This is a genomic window from Jannaschia sp. L-14R (genome assembly GCF_056857695.1).
The window spans coordinates 764,270-786,703 of the sequence record NZ_JBSXNP010000011.1; the positions used below are offsets into that span (position 1 = coordinate 764,270).

Consider the following 22,434-nt stretch of genomic DNA (forward strand, 5'->3'; position numbering starts at 1 on the left):
CTCAAATCATGAACTGTTGAAGGCAAGTTACAGCCAATCCCGCAAAATTGCGATTAGCGGAATGTCGGCAGCAGGCATCGGATAATCCCGTAAATCGTTTGGCCGCACCCATTTTAGAGCCTGACCTTCCTGTGCCTGTGGCTGTCCCAGCCAACGGCGACAGGCAAACAGCGGCATCAGCAGATGAAAGTCGTCATATCCGTGTGACGCGAACGTCAGGGGTGCCAGACAACTGGCCCATGTGTCGATTCCAAGCTCTTCCTGCAACTCGCGAATCAGGGCGGCTTCGGGGGTTTCGCCCGGCTCGACCTTACCACCCGGAAACTCCCACAGGCCCGCCATCGGCTTGCCCTCCGGTCGCTGTGCCAGAAGTACGCGCCCGTCGACGTCAATCAGCGCGACAGCCGAAACCAGTACGGTTTTCATCCGCGGAGCCGGATCAAGACCGATAGTCCGCGTTGATCTCGATGTAGCGATAGGTCAGATCGCAGGTCCACATCGTGTCTTCGGCCTGACCCATACCCATCTCGACTGTCAGCAAGATACGGTCGCGTTTCATATATTCCGCGCCCGCATCTTCGGTGTAACCGGGGCTGACCTGCCCGTTCTCGGCGACCAGAATATCACCGAAACTGATGCGCAGCTTGTCGCGGTCGGCCTGCGCGCCGGACTTGCCGACGGCCATGACGACGCGGCCCCAGTTCGGGTCCTCGCCCGCGATGGCGGTCTTCACCAGTGGCGAATTGGCGATGGCCGAGGCGACGCGACGGGCATCCAATGCATTGGCGGCACCCTTCACGCGGACTTCGACCAGTTTGGTCGCGCCCTCGCCGTCCTTGACAAGTTGCAACGCCAGATCGTGCAGCACCTGATGCAGCGCCTCCTTGAAGTCGCGCCCCGCCCTGGTCCGCGCCGAGGTGATCGGCTCGTTCCCGGCGTGGCCGGTGGCCACCAATATCAATGTGTCAGATGTAGATGTATCGCTGTCCACCGTCACGGCATTGAACGTCTGTTTCGTCAGGTCCGACAGCATGGTCTGCAAGGCGCGGTCCTGCACGGCGGCGTCGGTGAAAACATAGGCCAGCATCGTCGCCATGTCGGGGGCGATCATGCCCGATCCCTTGGCGATACCGGCGATGGTCACGGTCTTGCCGCCGACATCGACCGTGCGGCTCGATCCTTTGGGGAAGGTGTCCGTCGTCATGATCGCGCGGGCCGCCGTGCCCATCTCGCCTGCGTCCAGCCTGGTCGCCAGCTTGTCCAGCACCGCAGTGATCCGGTCGTGCGGCAAGGGTTGACCGATCACGCCGGTCGAAGCGGTCAACACCCGCGACGCGGGCAGGCCAAGCGCATGGCTGACCCCTGTGCTGATGGCCTGAACCGACTGATCGCCCGCCGCCCCGGTGAAGGCATTGGAATTGCCCGAATTCACCAGAATCGCCCAACCGCCGGACGCGGCCTTTCTCTTCAACTTGTCCTGACAGTCGCGCACGGCGGCCGATCTCGTGGCCGACGTGGTGAAGACGCCCGCGACCGACGATCCGGCGGCGATTTCGGCCAGCATCACGTCGGTGCGGTTCTTGTATTTGACGCCCGCCTGTGCCGTGGCAAAGCGGACGCCATCAATGGCGGGCAATTCGGGAAATTCGGGCGCCAGGGGCGAGGTCAGCGGTCCCTTGGGACCATTCACCTGCGCCTCCAGCTGGGCGATCCGGGCGATCAGGTCCTTTTTTTTCGGACCCTTCGCCGTATTGGAAGCCTTCTTTTTCCCGTCTTTGCCCATCGAACTATTCCTCCAGCAGATCAGTCTGGCGGATCAGTGCAGGATCGATTTCGACTTCGCTCCGGCTGATATCGGCTTCGCCGGTCAGGCGATCTACTTCGGCTTCCACGGCGGCATTGCGGACCATTGCTTCAAGTTCGGCTTTGACCTCGTCCAACTCGGGGACGTCCTGATCGCGGGTCTCGTTCAGCTTGATGACATGCCAGCCGAACTGCGTCTGCACCGGAGCTGAAACTTCACCCGGTTCCATTCCGGCAACGGCATTTTCGAATTCCGGAACCATCATGCCGGGGCCGAACCAGCCCAGCTGACCTCCGTTGGGACCGGACGGGCCAGTGGATTTCTCCTGCGCCAGTTCGGCGAAGTCGGCACCGTCGTCCAGGGCTTCGATCAGGGCCTGCGCCTCTTCCTCGGTCTCGACCAGGATGTGGCTGGCATTGAACTCCGGCTGGGCCTCCATGTTTCCGTATTCCGCGTCATAGGCCGCCTGCAGGGCTTCGTCGCTGACCGGTTCTGACGACAGCCTGTCGATTTCGCGGCTGGCGAGATAGGCGCGCACCTCGTTCTCCTTGCCGATTTCGGTGGCTTTCGACGGGGTCGCGGCATCAGCCAGTACTTGCTGCTGAATCACCTGATCGAGCATGCCCTGATACAGGGTAGCATCATCCAATTGCTGGAATTGCGCGGGCAGGCGTTCGCGCAGTGCAATCACGTGGCCCAGCGTGACATCGGTGCCATTGACGGTCGCCAGAACCGTATCTGCGTCGACGGTCGTGTCGCTATCGGCGAAAACGGGCGTGGTGAGGCTAAGCGCGGCTGCGCCGATCAGGAGATATTTCATATGTGATCCTTTCAGGCCATCAGGCCAGTGTTCGGTTGTGTCCCAATGGGCGTTCGTTGACACCCGTGGGGGCGGGTCTTAAGTGCGACGAGGACTTATTTTTACCGCGCCCGCCCATGATTTGCCCCTGTGATATGGGGCCTTTTCACGGTCGGCAAGGGCGCGAGAGGCGGGACGACTGATGCTTGGACTTGGTGCAATTGCAAAGAAGGTGTTCGGCACACCCAACGACCGCAAGGTCAAAGGCACGCTGAAGTTGGTCGAACGGATCAATGCGCTGGAGCCGGAGTTCCAGAAACTTTCCGATGACGAGATCAAGGCGAAGACCGAAACTCTCAAGGAACGCGCGCAAAAAGGCGAGTCGCTGGACGACCTGTTGCCCGAAGCGTTTGCCAACTGCCGCGAGGCGGCTCGCCGCGCATTGGGCCTGCGGGCCTTCGATACGCAGTTGATGGGCGGCATCTTCCTGCATCAGGGTAACATTTCCGAGATGAAAACGGGCGAGGGAAAGACGCTCGTTGCAACCTTTCCGGCTTATCTGAACGCGCTGTCTGGCAAGGGTGTGCATGTCGTCACGGTCAATGACTATCTGGCGCGCCGTGACGCGGACTGGATGTCCAAGGTCTATGGCGCGTTGGGCCTGACCACCGGCGTCGTCGTCCCACAGCAACCCGACGACGAGAAGCGCGCGGCCTATGCCGCCGACATCACCTACGCCACAAACAACGAGCTTGGGTTCGACTACCTGCGCGACAATATGCGCTCCTCCAAGGCCGAGATGGCGCAGCGTGGGCATAACTTCGCCATCGTGGACGAAGTCGACTCGATCCTGATCGACGAAGCGCGGACACCGCTGATCATCTCGGGCCCGTCCGAAGACCGCAGCGACCTTTATACGCGCGTCGATCAGCTGATCCCCGAGATCACCGAGGAGCACTTCAAAAAGGACGAGAAGCAACGCTCCGTCACCTTCACCGACGAGGGCAACGAATGGCTGGAGGAGCGCTTGCTGTCTGCGGGTATCCTGCCGCAAGGCCAGTCGCTTTATGACCCGGAATCGACCACCATCGTCCACCACGTCAACCAGGGTCTGCGCGCGCACAAGTTGTTCGCCAAGGATCAGCAATATATCGTTCGCGACGATCAGGTCGTCCTGATCGACGAATTCACGGGCCGCATGATGGCCGGTCGTCGCCTGTCCGACGGTCTGCATCAGGCGATCGAGGCCAAGGAAGGGGTGCCGATCCAGCCGGAGAACGTGACCCTCGCCTCGGTGACGTTCCAGAACTATTTCCGGCTTTATTCCAAGCTGGCGGGCATGACCGGCACGGCGGCGACCGAGGCAGAGGAATTTGGATCGATCTATGGTCTGGGCGTGGTCGAGGTTCCGACCAACCGCCCGATCGCACGTGCCGACGAACACGATCAGGTCTATCGCACCGCGCAGGAGAAGTTTTCCGCCGTGGTCGCCGAGATCAAGACCGCCCACACCAAGGGTCAGCCGGTGCTGGTCGGCACCACGTCCATCGAAAAGTCCGAAATGCTGGCGCAGTTGCTTGAAGCCGAAGGTCTGCCCCACAACGTCCTGAACGCCCGTCAGCACGAGCAGGAGGCGCAGATCATCGCCGATGCGGGCAAGGTGGGCGCGATCACGATTGCCACCAACATGGCCGGGCGCGGGACCGATATCCAATTGGGCGGCAACGTCGAGATGAAGGTGCTGGAGGCGCTGGCCGCCGATCCCGAAGCGCACCCTGACGAAATCCGCACCCGGATCGAGGCGGAACACGCCGACGAAAAAAAGCAGGTGCTGGAAGCCGGGGGGCTGTTTGTTCTGGCCACCGAGCGCCACGAAAGCCGTCGCATCGATAACCAGTTGCGCGGACGCTCCGGTCGTCAGGGCGACCCGGGCCGGTCGGTATTCTTCCTGTCGCTGGACGACGATCTGATGCGGATCTTCGGATCGGAACGTCTGGAAAAGGTGCTGAATACGCTGGGCATGAAGGAAGGCGAGGCGATTATTCACCCATGGGTGAACAAGTCGCTGGAGCGGGCGCAGGCGAAGGTCGAGGGACGCAACTTCGACATCCGCAAGCAATTGCTGAAGTTCGACGACGTGATGAACGATCAGCGCAAGGCGGTGTTCGAGCAGCGGCTGGAAATCATGGAAGCCGAAGACATCGCCGAGATCGCGCAGGACATGCGCCAGCAGGTGATCGACGATCTGGTGGACGAATACTTGCCGCCCAAGTCCTATGCCGATCAGTGGGACGCCAAGGGTCTGTATGCTGCGGTTATCGAAATCCTGGCCGTCGAGGCTCCGGTGATCGAATGGGCTGACGAGGACGGCGTCGATCAGGAGATCGTGCGCGAACGCCTGTATGAGGCGACCGACAAGCTGATGGCCGAAAAGGCCGAGGCCTTCGGGGATGAACAGATGCGGCAGATCGAAAAGCAGTTCCTGCTGCAGACCATCGACGGCAAATGGCGTGAGCATCTGTTGACCCTGGAACATTTGCGCTCGGTCGTGGGCTTCCGCGGGTATGCGCAGCGCGATCCGCTGAACGAATACAAGACCGAAGGATTCCAGCTGTTCGAAACGATGCTCGACAGCCTGCGTGTCGAGGTGACCAAGAAGCTGGCCCGCGTGCGCCCCCTGTCGGAGGAGGAGCGCAAGGCGATGATCGAACAGATGATCGCCCAGCAACGTGCCGCCGCCGGACAGGCCGCACCTGCCGCCGCCGAGGCAGAATCGACCTCCGCCCCCGGTGCGGATGAGTCCGAAGCCACGCCCGGCTTCCTTGAGGACGATCCGACCACATGGGGCAATCCGGGCCGCAACGATCCCTGCCCCTGCGGATCGGGCAAGAAATTCAAACACTGCCACGGAGCGTATTGAGGCTCGGGTAGGGACAATAGTCGGGAAATCAGCGCGACTGCTCCGTAGAATCGCCTGATTCCGCTGTCATCACCAAGGAAACGCCATGTTTCCGAGGATCAATGTGATGACACAGGAAGAATTCGACGCGCTGGAAGATGACGCCCCGGAGCAGCCTACGGTGTCCGCATCAAGCGATAAGCAGACGGACACGTCGTCCAGGTCTTCCATCGTGGGCACGGCTTTTGCCGCCGTCCGGTCGCAAAGCCCGGTGCGGCTTGCCGCGTTTGGCATTGCGGTCCTTGGTGCAGCGATCGTCCTGACGATGATGCCTGGGCCGGATGACACGAACACGCGTGCCTCCGCGCTGGCTACGGAGGTTCAACCCGTGTCCGCCGTACTCCAGCAGACCGCAGTCACGTCCACGCAGGACAGCGCACAGCCGGATCCCTCCGCAACCACCGTAACCGCGGCGACCAACGGTTTGCCATCGCTGCCTGCCGACCCCGATACCTATGCCACACTGGCTCCGGCCCCGATCCGCAAGATCGAAACCGTGCGACCGACACAGGCCGCCGTTGCAACGCCCGATTGCACTGTGATCGTCGATGCGAAACCGCAGGCCGGCGCGATCGTCGGGCTGTATATCTCTGCCCCCTGCGACGGAACTGCCCGTGCCGATATCCTGCAGGGCGATTTGCAGATCGCCGTCGCACTGGATGAGAATGGTATGGCGCAGGTCGCGATGCCGGCTCTTTCCGCCATGGCGGTCATCGCCGTGGCCGTCGCCGACCGCGACCCGGTCAGCCAGATCACAACCATTGCGGATATGGACGATTACGCCCGTACGGTTCTGTACTGGCAGAACGACGTCGGGCTGGAACTGCACGCCTTCGAGGATGACGCCGACTATGGCACCGATGGCCATATCGCGCCCGAGACGCCGCGCAACATCGCCCGCATCCTGTCGGGCAATGGTGGTTATCTGACGACACTGGGCGACGCGACGCTCGACGACGCGCGCGTAGCCCTCGTCTACACAGCCCCGGCCAGTCAGGCCGTCGCGATCAGCATCGAGGCCCCCGTTCTGGCAAGCAACTGCGGCCAGCAGATCGTTGCCGGAACCATACAGGCCACGCCGGGCATTGCCACCATTACGCAGAATCTGACGTTCCGTATGCCGGGCTGCGAGGCAGAAGGCGAATACGTGATGCTGGGCGATCTGGTGGCCCCGGTCGCGCAGGTCGATGTCGCCTCGAACTGACAGACATTACCGGGCTGAAAAAAGGGCGGTCCCATCGGGCCGCCCGTTATCTTTTTTCAAGCTCGCTTTCGCGTCACATCATCTCGCGCACGTCGGTCAGGTGGCCGGTAACTGCCGCAGCCGCTGCCATCGCGGGCGACATCAGATGTGTGCGTCCGCCGCGGCCCTGACGCCCCTCGAAGTTGCGGTTCGACGTGGCAGCGCAGCGTTCACCCGGCGACAGTTGATCGGGGTTCATGGCCAGGCACATCGAACAGCCGGCAAGCCGCCATTCGAACCCTGCGTCGATGAACACCTGCGCCAGCCCTTCCTCTTCGGCCTGCGCGCGCACAAGGCCAGACCCCGGCACGACCATGGCGCGCAATCCGTCCTTGATCTTCTTGCCACGCAAGATCGCGGCGGCGGCGCGCAGATCCTCGATCCGGCCATTGGTGCAGGAGCCGATGAATACCGTGTCAATGGCGACCTCGGACAATGGCGTGCCCGGTGTCAGGCCCATGTAATCCAGCGACCGCTGCGCCGCGTCCACCTTGCCGCCGGCAAAATCCGAAGCCGCGGGGACCGATGCGGTGATCGGCAGCACATCCTCGGGCGACGTGCCCCATGTGACAACCGGCGCGATATCTTCGGCGGCGATGGTCACCACCATATCCCACTGCGCGTCATCGTCGGAATAGAGCGTCTTCCACCATGCCAGCGCGGCCTCCCATTGCGCACCTTTCGGGGCGTGGGGGCGACCCATGCAATATTCGTAGGTCTTCTCGTCCGGCGCGATAAGACCGGCGCGTGCGCCGCCTTCGATGGCCATGTTGCAAACGGTCATGCGGCCTTCCATCGACAGATCACGAATCGCTTCGCCGCAATATTCGATGACGTATCCTGTGCCGCCCGCGGTGCCGGTCTTGCCGATGACGGATAAAGTGATGTCCTTGGCCGTGACGCCGGGGCGCAGCTTGCCCGTGATCTCGACCTTCATGTTCTTGCCCTTGCGCTGGATCAGGGTCTGGGTCGCAAGAACATGCTCTACCTCCGACGTGCCGATCCCATGCGCCAGCGCACCGAAGGCGCCGTGGGTTGCCGTATGGCTGTCGCCGCAGACGACGGTCATGCCGGGCAGGGTCCAGCCCTGTTCCGGCCCGACGATATGCACGATGCCCTGACGGACATCCGACACGGGGTAGTAGTGGATGCCGAAATCCTTGGCGTTCTTGTCCAGCGCCTCGACCTGGATGCGGCTGTCTTCGGTCATGGTGGCCGCGTTGGCGCGGTCCAGCGTGGTCGGGACGTTGTGGTCCGGCACGGCGATGGTCTTGTCGGGCGCACGCACGGTGCGGCCCGTCATCCGCAGCCCTTCGAAGGCCTGCGGGCTGGTCACTTCGTGGACCAGGTGCCGGTCGATATACAGCAGGCAGGTGCCGTCTTCGGCTTCGTGCGCCAGATGTGCGTCCCAGATCTTGTCATAGAGCGTGCGGGCTTTGGTGGTGTGGCCGGTCATGTGCGAAATCCTCGCGGGTGTGTCTGTCTGAAATGGGCGAAAGGGACGCAATCAGCGCCGCGCCGTCACCCCGTGGGCGCGGCCGAAAAACCGCCAGGGCAGGAAATCGTGGTCGCTCAGATCGTGGACGCGTTTCATGGACGGTCAGATACGCGGGCGACATGTCCCCTGCAAGGCTTGCCGCGGTTATGAGCGATCCAGGATTTCGGTTGATGACAGTGCGAGGCCCACATGACCGAGCCTTTCGGAACGCCGCAGCCGTCCCATACGCCGGTGACCGTTCAAGGCCAAACAGCATGAGAAATAGCGCAGGCGCTGTCGGCATTGTTGCTCCGCACGTCCAAACTGCCGCATAGAGAAGGATGGAAGAAGATATTCTGAAAACGATCCCCCTCAGGGATGAATTGCTGACCGGCTGGTCGACGGCCACTACCTTCCTTTCAGGCCTGTTGCAGGGTGATTGGAAGCTCTGGCAGATCCTGATCATTCTGGGGGTTATGTTGCTGTCCTGGCTGCTGCGCCGCTGGGCTGGCGAGCGCATGACCGAATGGATGCGCACACAGACGGGACGGCCGAAATGGCAACTCCGTTGGCTGGTCATCTTCCGAAACCGGCTTGGCCTCGTGATCTTCGCCGCCCTCGCCTGGGTCGCGTATCTTACGATGCAACAGATGTTTCGATGGCCGTCCTACAGCTATCTTGTCGGGCTGGCCGCGACTATCGGCACGGCCTGGATGGTCGTCAGCTTCGTCGCGCGTCTGGTCCGCAACCCGTTCCTGCGCAAGATCGTGAACTGGGCTCTTCTGGTATACGTGACGCTGTTCTATCTGGGTGCGCTGGACACGGCGCGACAGATCACGGACGGCCTTGCCATACAGCTCGGAGAGTTCCGCATTTCGCTGCTGGGGTTAATCACCGCACTTGTGGTGATCGGCATCCTGTTCACGGTGGCGCGGTTTCTGGCACACGCCACGTCCGCCAGGATCTCGAAAAACGAAGATATCAGTCCCTCTATGCGGGTGCTGGTCGTCAAGCTTTTGCAGATCGTCCTCTATGTCGGAGCATTCTTCCTGGGACTCAAGGCCATCGGGGTCGACCTGACCGGGCTTGCGGTGTTGTCGGGCGCCATCGGTGTCGGTCTGGGTTTCGGATTGCAAAAGGTCGTCTCGAACCTCGTGTCCGGGGTCATCATCCTGCTGGACAAGTCAATCAAACCCGGTGACGTCATCACCATCGGCGATACCTTCGGATGGATCAATGCACTGACCGCCCGTTACGTGTCGATCACCACGCGGGACGGGCGCGAATATCTGGTTCCGAACGAGGATCTGATTACCGGCCTCGTGATCAACTGGTCCCATTCCAACGCACTGGTCCGACTCGATATCTTTTTCGGCACGGCCTACGGCGACGATCCCCATCTGGTCCGCAAGGTCGCCATCGACGCGGCCAGCGACACCAAGCGGGTGCTGAAATCCAAGCCGCCGGTCTGTCATATCGTGGGGTTCGGGGATTCCTCGGTCGACTATATCCTGCGGTTCTGGATTTCCGACCCGACCGACGGGCTGACAAATATTCGCGGCAACGTCTATCTGGCGCTGTGGGACGCGTTCCGGGAAAACGATATCTCGATACCGTTCCCGCAGCGCGAGGTTCGGATGCTGTCTGACGACGCGTCCGACACGCCGCACGACGGATCGCTCGAAGGACCGGATGACAGTGCGATCCTCGGTGCCGACTGACCCGTCCGCGCTGGACTTGCTGTCGGCGATGCGCGCCGGGCGGCTGTCGCCCCGCGACCTGATGGCAGACACCCTGGACCGGATCGCGGCCAGCGACGTGAATGCCGTCGTCTCGCTGCGCGGTCGCGACAGCCTGCTGGCCGAAGCATCGGACCCGCGTCCCGGCCCGCTGTCGGGCCTGCCGATGGCGATCAAGGATCTGGCCGATACTGCCGGTATCCGCACGACCTATGGCCACCCGGCCTTCGCCGATCACGTCCCGCATGCCGATGGCCCGATGGCGGCGAGGTTGCGCGCGGCGGGGGCTATCGTCATCGGCAAGACCAACACGCCGGAGTTCGGCCTTGGATCGCACAGCTACAATCCTGTCCACGGAACCACGCTGAACCCGTGGGACAAGACGCGCAGCGCTGGCGGCAGTTCGGGCGGCGCGGGCGCGGCCCTTGCCGCGCGGCTGGTGGCACTGGCCGACGGGTCCGATATGATGGGATCCCTGCGCAATCCGGCGGCCTGGAACAATGTCTTCGGTTTGCGCCCGACCCAGGGCACCGTGCGCGGCGCGCCGGTGGGCGATCCGATCCTGCATCCGCTGGCCACCGATGGCCCGATGGCGCGCGCACCCGACGATCTGGAATTGCTTCTGTCGATCATGGTCCCGACCTATCGCACCGTCGCCCCCCGACCGTTGCGGGTCGGATGGCTGGGCGACTGGGACGGGGGCTTTCCCTGCGACGACGGGGTTCTGTCACTCTGCGAAGTGGCATTGGACGGGTTGGCTGAAACCCTCGACCCGCCGATGGATGCGGATGACCTGTGGCAATCATGGACGGTGCTGCGCGCGTTTTCCATCGCGCAGAAGATGGCTCCACTCTGGACCGATGCCTTCGCCGCACAGTCCAAACCCGAAATGCACTGGGAGGTCGCCAAAGGTCGCGCCCTGACCCTCTGCGACGTCACTGACGCCAGCGCCATTCGCGCCGAATGGGCTCGACGTATGGATGCGCTGGAGGTTGACGTGATCGCGCTGCCGTCGGCGCAGTGCTTCCCCTTCGACGCCACGCTCGACTGGCCCAAGGCCATTTCCGGGCGGTCGATGGACACCTATCACCGATGGATGGCCGTGGTGATCCCGGCATCCCTGATCGGGCTGCCTGCGATTTCGGTTCCGGTCGGGTTTCAGGACGGCCTGCCGATGGGCGTTCAACTGATCGGACGGCGCGGCGCGGATGCTGATCTGATCGGACTGGCCCGGCGGATGCACGCGCGGATGCCATGGGCCGCAAAGCGTCCGGTCCAAACGGTCGATTGAACTGTCCGCCTATCGGGGCCATATGGCGGGCTGCGATTGTCGGGACGGCGTTCCGATGCTACGTCATGGCTGACCGCGCTTAATGCGCCCGCCCTTATATCCCCGGAGGATCGGACCCTGCCCGCCGACACCCATGCTCCCCGCCCCACGGCGGACAAAACCACCAGCGACGAGACGCTCGCCCTTATCCTGACCGCTCTGGACGAGGAAAAGGCCGAAGATATCGTTCAGATCGACCTCGCCGGTAAATCCTCCGTTGCGGACCATATGGTCGTCTGCTCGGGCCGCTCGACCCGCCAGGTCGGCGCGCTGGCCGAAAAATTGTCCGAGCGGCTGAAGACCCGTCTGGGCCGCAGCGCCCGTACCGAAGGCAAAAGTCAGGGCGACTGGGTTCTGCTGGATGCAGGCGATGTGATCGTCCACATTTTCCGTCCCGAAGTGCGCGAGTTCTATCAACTCGAAAAGATGTGGCTCGATCCGGCGGCCGAGCCGAGCCGCGAAGCCTGAGGTGAAGCTGCATCTGATCGCCGTCGGGCGCCTGCGAAAGGGGCCTGAACTGGCGATGGTGGAGGATTATCTGGATCGCTTCGCCAAGGTCGGGCGCGGACTGGGCCTGCCGTCCGTCACCGTCGTCGAGCTGGATGCCAGAGGTGCGGGGATGGCCGCCGAGGGTGACTTGATTACCCGTGCCATTCCGCCCGGCGCGGCGCTGGTGATTTTTGACGAACGCGGTGAGCAACCGACCTCTCCCGATTTTGCCGCCCGCCTGGCTGCCTGGCGCGACAGCGCGCGAGATGTGGCCATCGTGATCGGCGGGGCGGACGGCATCGCCCCCGACATCCGCGACCGTGCCGATCTGGCGATCAGCTTCGGGCGGATGGTCTGGCCGCATATGCTGGTCCGCGTGATGGTCGCGGAACAGTTGTATCGTGCAGCTTCCATCATGGCAGGCGCACCCTATCATAGGGTCTGAGGCCCGGATCGTTTCGGACAAGGGAAAGACACATGCAGAAAAAACCCGTCATCCTGTGCATTCTCGACGGCTGGGGCATCTCGGATCGGCCGGAACAATCCGCGCCCGACCGTGCCCACACTCCGAACTTCGATCGTCTTATGGAAACCTGCCCGCATGCAAGGCTGACCACGTTCGGCCCTGCCGTCGGCCTGCCGGAAGGTCAGATGGGCAATTCCGAAGTCGGTCACATGAATATCGGCGCAGGCCGCGTCGTCTGGATGGACCTCGGCCTGATCAACAAGGCGCTGGCCGAGGGGACCTTTTCCGATGAAGCCGCCCTGACGGGTTGGATCGCCTCGCTGAAGGCTTCGGGCGGCACGGCACATCTGATGGGTGTGATCTCGGACGGCGGCGTACATGGACACATCGATCATTTGCTGGCCGCCGCGCATGCGGTTTCCGATGCGGGTGTTCCGGTCGTCATCCACGCCATTACCGACGGGCGCGACGTGGCACCTGGATCGGCAGAGGGTTTCGTTGATCAACTCCTCGACGGGCTGCCCGATGGCGCGACGGTCGGTACGATAACGGGACGCTATTTCGCGATGGATCGCGACAACCGCTGGGACCGGGTGCAGTGGGCCTGGGCCGCGATGGTCTGGGCCGAGGGCGATCACGCCGCAGACGCGCGCGATGCTCTGGCTGCCGGCAAGGCGCGGGGCGAAACGGACGAGTTCCTGCGCGCCACCCCGCTGGACGGATATGACGGCATGCACGACGGCGATGGTGTCTTCTGCCTGAACTTCCGTGCCGACCGTGTGCGCGAAATCCTGTCTGCGCTGGCCGACCCCGACTTCGACGGCTTTACGACCAACAACCGCCCCAAGCTGCAGTTGCTGGGCATGGTCAATTATTCCGAGGGGCATGACGCCTACATGACGACGGTGTTTCCCAAGCAGACGGTGTCGAACACGCTGGGACATTGGGTTTCCAGCAAGGGCAAGACGCAGTTCCATCTGGCCGAAACCGAAAAATACCCGCATGTCACCTTCTTCCTGAACGGCGGGATCGAGGCGCCGGAGAAGGGCGAGGATCGCTTCATGCCCAAATCGCCGGATGTCGCCACCTATGATCTGCAACCCGAGATGTCGTCGGTCGAGGTCACGGACCATTTCGTGGCTGCCATCGAAAAGGGCTACGATCTGATCGTCGTGAATTATGCCAATCCGGACATGGTGGGTCACACCGGCGATCTGGATGCAGCGACAAAAGCTTGCGAGGCAGTGGACCGGGGACTTGGTCGCGTGCTGGAGGCGCTGGACGGCACTGATGGCGCGATGATCGTCTGCGCAGACCATGGCAATTGCGAAACCATGATTGATGCCATCACCGGCGAGCGTCATACTGCCCACACAATGAATCCTGTTCCTGTAATCCTGTACGGTGGCCCAGATGGCACACTGCTGCGCGATGGCAAGCTGGGCGATCTGGCCCCGACGCTACTGGCGTTGATGGGGATCGAGCCGCCGGAGGAAATGACCGGCAAAAACCTGCTGGAATGATTTCGCGCGTCCTTCTTCTTTTGCTGCTGGTTGCGGGGCCGGTTCAGGCGCAGACCGCAGCCGATACCGCACGGCAGGCGGCGGCGCAGTTGACCGAAGCGGCCATCGGACTGGAGCAGGCGCTGACCGCGCGCGACCGGGTCGAGGCCCTGACCGCCGTGATCAGGGCCTATGAGGGCGGGTTGTCGGCCCTGCGCGACGGGTTGCGCCAGGTGGCGATCCGCGAACGCGCGCTGACCGCAGACCTGCGGGCCCGCGAGGCCGAGGTGGCGCATCTGATCGCCACGCTGCAGTCGATGGAACGCGAACCGGGGCCGCTTCTTCTGCTGCACCCGTCAGGTCCGCTGGGCACGGCGCGGTCGTCCATGATCCTGAGCGATTTTGTCCCCGCGCTGACAGCCCGCGCAGAAGCGCTGCGCCGCGACCTGTCGGACCTGCGCGATCTGCGCGCGCTGGAGCAGAGCGCCGCCGACAGCCTGGTCCAGGGGCTGGGCGGCGTTCAAGACGCGCGTGTCGCCCTGTCGGAGGCAATCGCCGATCGTACCGATCCCCCGCCCCGCATGGCCGAGGATGCGGCCCGCATTGCCGCGCTTCTGGGGCGTATCGACACACTGGAGGCCTTTTCCGAAGGTCTGGGCGTGCTGCCACCCGTGGAAACGGTGGCAGATCTGTCGCTGCCGTTGCCTTTCCCGGTTGCCGGTCGCCTGCTCCGCGCCGCCGGCGAACCGGATGCCGCGGGCATCGCACGCCCCGGACTGGTACTGGCGACCGACCCTGCGGCCATCGTTACGGCGCCTGCTTCTGGCACGGTGCGCTATGCCGGGCCGTTGCTGGATTACGGCAACGTGATCATTCTGGAGCCCCGACCCGGCACGTTGCTGGTTTTCGCCGGGCTGTCACAGGTCTACGCTCGTCTCTCAGAGATCGTGACGCAGGGGGCGCCCTTGGGGCTGATGGGCGGCGGATCGCCGGGAAATGCGGATTTCCTTCAAGATTCCGTTGCGGGCGGTGGCGCATCGCGCTCCGAAACGCTTTATATCGAAGTCAGACAGGGCGGTATGCCCACAGATCCGGCGACCTGGTTCGCCACCGATTAGGGAAACGACATGAACAAGTTCGCAATGGCCGCAGGAAGCGGCGTTCTGGCAGGTATCCTGGCCACAACGCAGATAGCCGGTCCGCTTCTGGCGCAGGAGGCCGAAAAGGCCACCGTATATGAACAGCTCGACCTTTTCGGAATCGTGTTCGAACGCATCCGTAACCAGTACGTCGAGGAGGTAGACGAAGGCGAGCTGATCGAGGCGGCGATCAACGGCATGCTGACCTCGCTCGACCCGCATAGCTCCTATCTGCCGCCGCGCGACTTCGAGGATATGCAGGCCGATACGCGAGGTGAATTCGGCGGCCTTGGGATCGAGGTCACGCAGGAGGAGGGCTACGTCAAGGTCATTACGCCGATGGACGGCACACCTGCCTTCGAAGCGGGCATTGAGGCAGGCGATTTCATCACCGCCGTCGACGGCGAGAATATCCTGGGCTTCACCCTGGAAGAGGCAGTCGACCTGATGCGCGGCCCGGTCGGGTCCGACATCGTGGTGACCATCGTGCGGGACGGTCTGGAAGAACCCATCGACATCACCATCACCCGCGATACCATCAAGCTGACGGCCGCAAAGGTCCGCAAGGAAGGCGATACCGTCATCATCCGCGCCTCGACCTTCAACGACCAGACCCTGCCGAATGTCATCGACGGGTTCGAGACGACGGTCGAGGAGATGGGCGGCATCGAGAACGTGAACGGCATCATCCTCGACCTGCGCAACAACCCCGGTGGCCTGCTGACGGCGGGCGTCGATCTGGCGGATGCCTTCCTGGAGCAGGGTGAAATCGTCTCGACCCGGTCGCGGGAAAGCGCGGGTGGCGACCGCTTCAACGCCAAGCCGGGCGATATCATAGACGGCCTGCCGATGGTCGTGCTGATCAACGGCGGCTCGGCCAGCGCGTCCGAAATCGTCGCGGGTGCCTTGCAGGATCATCGTCGTGCCGTGGTCGTCGGCACCAAGTCCTTCGGCAAGGGGTCGGTGCAGACCATCATGCCGGTGCAGGGCGATGGCGCGATCCGGTTGACCACGGCGCGGTATTACACGCCGTCAGGCCGGTCGATCCAGGCATTGGGCATTTCGCCCGATATCGTGGTCGTCCAGCCGCGTCGTGACCCGGCCACCCCGGAGGAGACCGCCGACGAAACCGCCCGTCCGACCCGCACTGAATCGAGTCTGCGCGGATCGTTGTCCAACGACAGTCTCTCCGATGACGAGCAGGAGCAGATCCGCAAGGAACAGGTCGCCGCAGAGGAGGCCGCGAAACTGCGCGAGGAAGATTACCAGATGGCCTATGCCATCGACATCCTGAAGGGCCTGACCGCCATCGAAGCGCGCTGATTCAATAGTCGGCAGATCAACAAGGGGGCGGCTGTCTGGTCGCCCCTTTTTCGCAAGGACCCGTAACATGACGCCTCGCCTGACCTCTGACGACATCGCGAAACTGCCCTATCGCCCCTGTGCCGGTGTCTGTCTGACCAATCCGGATGACCTGATCTGGGTCGGGGAGCGGCTGGATTATCCGGGTGCCTGGCAGATGCCGCAGGGCGGGATCGACAGCGGCGAAGCCCCCCGCGCCGCCGCCCTGCGCGAATTGCGGGAAGAGACGGGCATCGCACCCGATGCCGTGCGGGTGATCGACGAATTGAGCGATCCGCTGCCCTATGACCTGCCGCTCGATCTGGTCCCCAAACTCTGGAAGGGGCAGTATCGCGGGCAAACCCAGCACTGGTTCCGCATGTCCTACGCGGGACCGGACGATGCGGTGGACCTTGATTATCACGAACGCGAATTCAAGCGGTGGCAGTGGATGCCCGCCGCCGATGTCCTGACTTCGATCGTGCCGTTCAAGCGCGATCTCTATGCTCATGTTTTGGCCAGGTTCGGCCTGTTATAGTCGGCGTTATTGCCTATCGCCCATACCGCTCTCATCCTTCGATCAGACGTTATTTCCCCGGAGACCGAACATGACCAGACTCCTTTTCGCCGCCGCCCTGATGTCGACCGCCATCGCCAGTGAAGCCTCGGCCCTGTCCTGTATTACCCCTACGGTTCAGGGCAGCTTCAAACAGGCCGACGCGTCGGAGGCGCAGTACGTCATGGCCGTGGGGCGGATACAATTGCTGCCGGGCGAAACGGTGCCTTCCACCGGAGATGATCCGAACAATCGCCAGGGCTATTCCGTCAAGACTCGGTTCGACGGAAAACTGGCCAGCGCGACCGGTTTCGACCAGGACGCCAGCTTTCCGTTGACAGTCGAAGTAGGTTGCATCGGGGCGTGGTGCGGGGGCGTGCCGCTCGACCGGATGCTGGTCTTCGTCGAACGGCGCGACGGCGAGAACGTATTGGTCGAAGGTCCGTGTCCCCTGTTCGCTCTGAAGGCCACGCCCGCGGTGGTAACAGACGCCGAGGGCTGCCTGACGGGCAATTGCGAAGTTCCGGTCGACTGATCCTTCGGGGCGCGGGTTTCGGCCCGCGTCCCGGCGTCGTCACTCCCCGATGGCGATGCCTTCGCGGCGCGGGTCCGCCCCGCCGCTCAGACCGTTCTCGTCCAGTGCAATCGCGTGTAACCCGGAATTCAGGTCGCGGGCATTCACCTCGTACCCCAGTGCGGTCAGCGGTTCGGTCAGGCCTTCGGCACTGGTTCCCGCCTCAACGTCGTAGGTTCCGAAGCGGTTGACCAGATGCGGCATTGCGACGGCCGCCTGCACATCCATGCCCCAGTCCATATACGCCACGATGGTCTTGGCGACATAACCGATGATGCGGCTGCCACCAGGCGATCCGACGACCAGAATCGGTGCGCCGTCGCGCAGCACGATGGTCGGTGCCATCGAGGACCGGGGGCGTTTGCCCGGTTCCACACGGTTGGCGATTGGCACGCCGTCGTCCTGGGTGGCGAAGCTGAAGTCGGTCAACTCGTTGTTGAGAAGGAAGCCGCCTGGCGCCATGACGCGACTGCCGAAACCGTTCTCGATGGTAGTGGTCATCGAGAGCGCATTGCCTGCCGCATCGACGATCGAGATCTGCGAGGTCGAGGGCAGTTCGATGCTGCGATCATCCGCCAGCAGCATGGCGTGATCCCATGGCGGAGTGCCTGCGCTGACTTCAGGCAGGCTGTCATCGCCTTGCAGCAACGTGGCGCGCTCGGCCAGATAGGCCGGGTTCAGCAGACCGGCTGTCGGAACGGGAACGAAATCGCTGTCGGCCATGTAGCGGCCGCGATCCGCAAAGGCGAGGCGCGAGGCATCGCCGATCAGCCGCCAGGCTTCAGCCGAATCGGGACCCATGGCGGCGATGTCATAGGGCTCCAGCATTCCTAGGATCTGACCGACTGTCAGGCCGCCCGATGACGGTGGCCCCATGCCGCAGACTTCGGCCCCGCGATAGGGTGCGCAAACGGCATCGCGTTCCTTTACCTGATATGCGCTCAGATCATCCAGCGAGAGCAAGCCGGGCAGCGCCGCATCACGTACGGCGGCGACGATCCCTTCGGCGATCTCACCGGAATAGAACGCCGCTGCACCATCCGCTGCCATGGCACGCAGGGTATCGGCATAGGCCGGATTGCGCAGGGTCGCGCCCTTTTGCAGAGGTTGACCGTTCGGCAGGAAATAGGCCGCTGTCGCATCTGATGTAGCCAGTCGTTCAGCGTCTTCCGCTACAAGCATCGCAAGACGGAGAGAGGTTGGAAATCCTTCGTCCGCCAGTGTGATCGCCGCATCGAACAGACCGGACCAGTTGGCCGTGCCCCAGCGGCGGTGCGCTTCCTCCAGCAGCATGGGTGTGCCGGGTGTGCCGACGGACAAGCCGCCGACGACGGCATCGAAGAAGCCCAGCGGCGCGCCGGTTTCATCCTGGAACAGGGTCGGGGTCGCTGCCATCGGCGCGGTTTCGCGCCCGTCCAGCGTGGTGATTTCACCGCTCGCGGCATCGTACCAGACGAGGAAAGCGCCCCCGCCAAGGCCGGAGGACTGAGGCTCCACCAGACCCAGAACGGCCTGCACGGCAATCATCGCATCGGCGGCGGACCCGCCGGCGCGCAGTACGTCGGCCCCCGCCTCAACCGCCAACGGATTAGCTGCGGCGACCATCCACGTGTCGGATGTTACGGGGGCCGTAGCTTCGGTCGCGAGGCCGGTTGCGCCTTCGGGGGCGACGGCCTCGGTGGCGGTCTGTGCATAGGCTGGAAGCGCCAGTAAAAACGAAAGTGTCAGGGCAATACGCATCTGTTCTCTCCTCTCGATGATGGGGACAGAATGACGCGTCTTGCCGCAAGGGCAAGTCTTCAGACTTCGCGCAGTTTCAGCGGCACTTCGCGAATTGGCAGATGCACGATTGCCGACAACAATCCGACGCCCACGCCGATCCACCAGACCGTCACATAGCTGCCGGTCGAATCGTAAAGTGTGCCGCCCAGCCAGACGCCGAGAAAGCTGCCCAATTGATGCGAGAAGAACACCAGCCCATAGAGCGTGCCCATGTAGCGCAGCCCGTAGATATGGGCGACGAGGCCGCTAGTCAGGGGCACCGTCGCCAGCCAGAGTGACCCCATGCCGATGGAAAAGGTGACTACCGTAAGGGGCGTGATCGGGAAGGCGATGAAAGCGGCGGCGATGAGGGTGCGGCCCATGTAGATGCCCGCCAGCAGGTATTTGCGGGAATACCGCTTGCCGAGGTAGCCCGCGTAGAGCGTGCCCGCGATATTGGCCAGTCCGATGAGCGAAATCGACACCGCGCCCAGGGCAGCGGTCGTGGTGATACCCATGGTGTGAAGGATCGATCCGGGAAGGATGGGGCCGCTCATCTCGGTCACCAGGGCCGGGAAATGCGCGGTCACGAAGGCCAGTTGGTAGCCGCAGGAGAAGAAGCCCACGAAGATCAGGCCATAGGACGGATCGCGGAAAGCCTTGCCCAGTATCTCTGAGAAGGTCTCCTCCAGCTCGGCCTTGGTGGCCACGGGCGCGCGCATCATCGGCAGGGCGAAGAGGGCAAGGCCGACGATGCCGGCGAAGATCAGGAATACCTCCTGCCACGAATAGAAACCCAGAAGAAATTCGGCGGCGGGTGCGCCGAACACCTGACCCAAGCTGCCTGCGGCGGTCGCGATGCCCAGCGTCATGGAGCGGTTTTCGTCCGATGCGGCGCGGCCGACGACGGCGAGGATGACGCCGAAGCCCATGCCCGCGATGCCGAACCCGACAAGGATTTCCAGCAGTTGGTGCGCACCGGGTGTGGTTGCGAAGGACGACAGGACCAGACCGGCGGCATAGCAGATCACGCCCATCACGATGGCCTTGCGGTCGCCGAACCTGTCGGCAATCGCACCGAAGATCGGCTGGCCGATACCCCAGGCGAGGTTCTGGATGGCGATGGCGAGCGAGAAATCCGCCCTTGGCCAGCCGAATTCGTTGGCAATGGGAAGCTGGAACACGCCGAAGCTGGCGCGGATCGAGAAACCGACCATCAGGATGATACAGCCCGAAATCAGGACAGGGGTTAACAAACGGTTAACAACAGGAAGGGTGCGGGCGGTCATCCGAAGAGGTTTTTACGGAATGATCGATGTGGTCAATTCAGATGTTCTGATGCGACTATGAAAATTCCTGATGCTGCACAGCATTTTATCGGTTCGAACGGTTGAGGAACCGTTCATCGCAAGGCTAGACCGGCGCATGACCCTGACCGAACTCTATGCGGCCCGCGTGGCCGAGGGCTGTCTGACCGCCGACCCCGCGCAGGAAGCGGCGCTGGTGCCGTTGGAAAAGATCCGCACGAAACTGGCTGCGCCGGTAAAGAAGGGCTTTCTCGGGTTCGGGACACAGCCCGCCGAGGGGCCGATGGGCGTCTATCTTTGGGGCGGAGTCGGGCGCGGCAAATCGATGCTGATGGACCTGTTCCACGAAGCCTCGCCGGTGCCGTCGCGGCGGGTGCATTTCCACGCCTTCATGCAGGAAGCGCACGAGGCGATGCACGAGGCCCGCGCCGCCGAGACGCGTGACGCGCTGGAGCCCTTCGCGCGGTCGGTGATCGCCCAGACGCGCGTGCTGTGTTTCGACGAGATGCAGATCACAGACATCACCGACGCCATGATCGTAGGCCGCCTGTTCGAGAAGCTTTTCGCCGCAGGTGTGCATGTGGTCACGACGTCGAACCGGGTGCCGGACGATCTTTATGAAAACGGGCTAAACCGGGCACTTTTCGTGCCGTTTATCAATATGGTGAAGGAACGGATGATCGTTCATGAGTTGGTCGCCGCGCGCGATTATCGGCAGGACAGACTGGGCGATGAGCAGACGTATTTCATCGGCGGCGGCGCATTGGATGAGGTCTGGGAGCGGCTGACCGATGGCGTGTCGGAAGGCCTGACACTCCGGGTGAAGGGGCGCGACCTGCGGCTGGAGGATTTCCGGTCCGGCGTGGCGCGGGCGTCGTTCGCGGACCTGTGTGGCAAGCCTCTGGGCGCGGCGGATTACCTGGCTTTGGCGCGGGCCGTTCGGGTCCTGATCCTGACGAATGTGCCGAAGTTGAGCCGGGCTCACGGCAACGAGGCGCGGCGGTTCGTCACGCTGATCGATGCGCTGTATGAAGCCCGCGTCAGATTGATCATGTCGGCGGAAGCGGAACCCGAGGATCTGTCGCCCGGAGACGTGTTCGAGTTCGAACGAACGGCCAGCCGATTGCGGGAAATGCAGGCGGCGGATTGGGGCGCGGGTCAAGAATAACTTGTGTGAACCCTGGATGTGATGCGCGGGTGATCCACGGGTGATCCGCGTCGGACGTCGGGGATGATATCCGGCCGTCAGCCGAAAATGCGGCCCGAGATTGACAGCGACGACATCGGCACCGGGCCACAGGGATCTTCGGCATTGGGCGAGATCGAAAGCGGTGTATCGGGGGCGACTCCGGATTCTTCGATGAACACGCCGTCGACGCAGATGTCCTGCGCCCGGTTGCCGCCGTTGAAGCCGAAGCCGGGGATGCCGCAGTCGTTGGCGAAACCGTTCGCGTTCCATTCCTGATAGGTGCCGTCCTCGATATAGCCGCCCATCGGGAAGGACAGTGTGCGGGTGTCGAAGCGCAGCGTCCAGGAGGTGTCGGGCGTGAGATCCTTCATCGACCAGCGGCCCAGATAGGTGTCGCCGCGCCAGCCGGTGATGCCGAAGCCGGTGATGGTATTTTCCGTCACGATCCGGCCTTCTGCGGTATCGGGATAGGAGATATACCCTTCGATCCGGTAGTCGTTCGCGCCCTGCCAGCAGAACCCGTAGGTCGCGGCGCTGGCGGGGGCTGCGAGGGCCGAGAGGATCAGGGCGGCGAGGGTTGCGGCGATCTTGTCGAAGGCGGCAAGGAACTGGGTTTCCGGGTCGGCGGACGGGGTGCCGTCGGGCGCGCTGCCGGTCAGGCCGATCAGGAAAAGGTGGCTGTGCGACGCAATGGCGGGCGACAGGGCGAGGGCATTGGCCGCGGCTTCCGACCCCGGCGGGAAGACGGCGCGGGCCACG

19 protein-coding genes are annotated in these 22,434 nt (G+C 63.2%); 12 read left to right on the forward strand and 7 right to left on the reverse strand.

The window, feature by feature from the left end; genetic code table 11:
- Window positions 1-27: 27 nt before the first annotated feature.
- From mutT to AC13C2_RS16555, 3 genes are read right to left on the reverse strand one after another with little or no spacing between them, the layout of a single operon-like run.
- Window positions 28-426 carry an 8-oxo-dGTP diphosphatase MutT gene (gene mutT / locus AC13C2_RS16545; RefSeq protein WP_092759271.1) on the reverse strand — a complete coding sequence of 133 codons (399 nt, stop codon included), beginning with the start codon at window positions 424-426 and terminating at the stop codon, window positions 28-30.
- A gap of 13 nt (window positions 427-439) precedes the next feature.
- The gene (gene argJ, locus AC13C2_RS16550) at window positions 440-1,783 is read right to left on the reverse strand and encodes a bifunctional glutamate N-acetyltransferase/amino-acid acetyltransferase ArgJ (protein WP_092759269.1); all 1,344 of its coding nucleotides are present in this window, start codon (window positions 1,781-1,783) and stop codon (window positions 440-442) included.
- A 4-nt stretch (window positions 1,784-1,787) separates the two neighbouring features.
- Window positions 1,788-2,624: a peptidylprolyl isomerase gene (locus tag AC13C2_RS16555; RefSeq protein ID WP_482887478.1), complete on the reverse strand. Its 837-nt coding sequence runs from the start codon at window positions 2,622-2,624 to the stop codon at window positions 1,788-1,790.
- Window positions 2,625-2,805: 181 nt separating this feature from the next.
- Here AC13C2_RS16555 and secA point away from each other — a divergent pair, with 181 nt between their 5' ends.
- Both secA and AC13C2_RS16565 read left to right on the forward strand, forming a co-directional pair.
- Window positions 2,806-5,523, forward strand: a complete 2,718-nt coding sequence (gene secA, locus AC13C2_RS16560) for a preprotein translocase subunit SecA (RefSeq protein ID WP_092759265.1) — start codon at window positions 2,806-2,808, stop codon at window positions 5,521-5,523.
- A 106-nt stretch (window positions 5,524-5,629) separates the two neighbouring features.
- Window positions 5,630-6,766 carry a hypothetical protein gene (locus AC13C2_RS16565; protein ID WP_482887479.1) on the forward strand — a complete coding sequence of 379 codons (1,137 nt, stop codon included), beginning with the start codon at window positions 5,630-5,632 and terminating at the stop codon, window positions 6,764-6,766.
- A gap of 73 nt (window positions 6,767-6,839) precedes the next feature.
- Here the strand turns inward: AC13C2_RS16565 and leuC are convergent, their stop codons facing one another.
- Complete coding sequence (leuC, locus tag AC13C2_RS16570) at window positions 6,840-8,261, reverse strand: 3-isopropylmalate dehydratase large subunit (protein ID WP_339642021.1); 1,422 nt, start codon at window positions 8,259-8,261, stop codon at window positions 6,840-6,842.
- Window positions 8,262-8,623: 362 nt separating this feature from the next.
- On the opposite strand from leuC, the gene AC13C2_RS16575 reads away from it, so the two are divergent.
- The 9 genes from AC13C2_RS16575 to AC13C2_RS16615 all read left to right on the forward strand — a co-directional run bounded on the left by AC13C2_RS16575 (window position 8,624) and on the right by AC13C2_RS16615 (window position 17,379).
- The gene (locus AC13C2_RS16575; RefSeq protein WP_482887480.1) at window positions 8,624-10,003 is read left to right on the forward strand and encodes a mechanosensitive ion channel family protein; all 1,380 of its coding nucleotides are present in this window, start codon (window positions 8,624-8,626) and stop codon (window positions 10,001-10,003) included.
- Window positions 9,975-11,312: an amidase gene (locus AC13C2_RS16580; protein WP_482887481.1), complete on the forward strand. Its 1,338-nt coding sequence runs from the start codon at window positions 9,975-9,977 to the stop codon at window positions 11,310-11,312. The genes AC13C2_RS16575 and AC13C2_RS16580 overlap by 29 nt, the downstream gene beginning before the upstream one ends.
- Before the next feature lie 36 nt (window positions 11,313-11,348).
- The gene (rsfS, locus tag AC13C2_RS16585) at window positions 11,349-11,819 is read left to right on the forward strand and encodes a ribosome silencing factor (protein WP_482887482.1); all 471 of its coding nucleotides are present in this window, start codon (window positions 11,349-11,351) and stop codon (window positions 11,817-11,819) included.
- Window position 11,820: 1 nt separating this feature from the next.
- Window positions 11,821-12,285 (forward strand): 23S rRNA (pseudouridine(1915)-N(3))-methyltransferase RlmH, encoded by a 465-nt coding sequence (rlmH, locus tag AC13C2_RS16590; protein ID WP_482887483.1) that lies wholly within the window; start codon window positions 11,821-11,823, stop codon window positions 12,283-12,285.
- Between the two features lie 32 nt (window positions 12,286-12,317).
- Entirely contained in the window at window positions 12,318-13,829 is a 1,512-nt protein-coding gene (gene gpmI / locus AC13C2_RS16595) for a 2,3-bisphosphoglycerate-independent phosphoglycerate mutase (protein ID WP_482887484.1), read from the forward strand.
- Window positions 13,826-14,926 carry a murein hydrolase activator EnvC family protein gene (locus AC13C2_RS16600; protein WP_482887485.1) on the forward strand — a complete coding sequence of 367 codons (1,101 nt, stop codon included), beginning with the start codon at window positions 13,826-13,828 and terminating at the stop codon, window positions 14,924-14,926. Before gpmI ends, AC13C2_RS16600 begins: the two co-directional genes overlap by 4 nt.
- Before the next feature lie 9 nt (window positions 14,927-14,935).
- Window positions 14,936-16,270: a S41 family peptidase gene (locus AC13C2_RS16605; protein ID WP_092759249.1), complete on the forward strand. Its 1,335-nt coding sequence runs from the start codon at window positions 14,936-14,938 to the stop codon at window positions 16,268-16,270.
- A 67-nt stretch (window positions 16,271-16,337) separates the two neighbouring features.
- Window positions 16,338-16,826: an RNA pyrophosphohydrolase gene (locus tag AC13C2_RS16610; RefSeq protein WP_245737471.1), complete on the forward strand. Its 489-nt coding sequence runs from the start codon at window positions 16,338-16,340 to the stop codon at window positions 16,824-16,826.
- A gap of 70 nt (window positions 16,827-16,896) precedes the next feature.
- Window positions 16,897-17,379, forward strand: a complete 483-nt coding sequence (locus AC13C2_RS16615; protein WP_482887486.1) for a hypothetical protein — start codon at window positions 16,897-16,899, stop codon at window positions 17,377-17,379.
- Between the two features lie 39 nt (window positions 17,380-17,418).
- Here the strand turns inward: AC13C2_RS16615 and ggt are convergent, their stop codons facing one another.
- Window positions 17,419-19,158, reverse strand: coding sequence for a gamma-glutamyltransferase (gene ggt / locus AC13C2_RS16620; RefSeq protein WP_482887487.1), 1,740 nt, complete (start codon window positions 19,156-19,158; stop codon window positions 17,419-17,421).
- Window positions 19,159-19,217: 59 nt separating this feature from the next.
- Window positions 19,218-20,468 (reverse strand): MFS transporter, encoded by a 1,251-nt coding sequence (locus AC13C2_RS16625; RefSeq protein ID WP_482887488.1) that lies wholly within the window; start codon window positions 20,466-20,468, stop codon window positions 19,218-19,220.
- 136 nt (window positions 20,469-20,604) lie between these two features.
- Here AC13C2_RS16625 and zapE point away from each other — a divergent pair, with 136 nt between their 5' ends.
- Window positions 20,605-21,654 (forward strand): cell division protein ZapE, encoded by a 1,050-nt coding sequence (gene zapE / locus AC13C2_RS16630; protein ID WP_092759241.1) that lies wholly within the window; start codon window positions 20,605-20,607, stop codon window positions 21,652-21,654.
- Window positions 21,655-21,731: 77 nt separating this feature from the next.
- Here zapE and AC13C2_RS16635 read toward each other — a convergent pair whose 3' ends face one another.
- Window positions 21,732-22,433 carry a RidA family protein gene (locus AC13C2_RS16635; RefSeq protein WP_482887489.1) on the reverse strand — a complete coding sequence of 234 codons (702 nt, stop codon included), beginning with the start codon at window positions 22,431-22,433 and terminating at the stop codon, window positions 21,732-21,734.
- Window position 22,434: the final 1 nt, after the last annotated feature.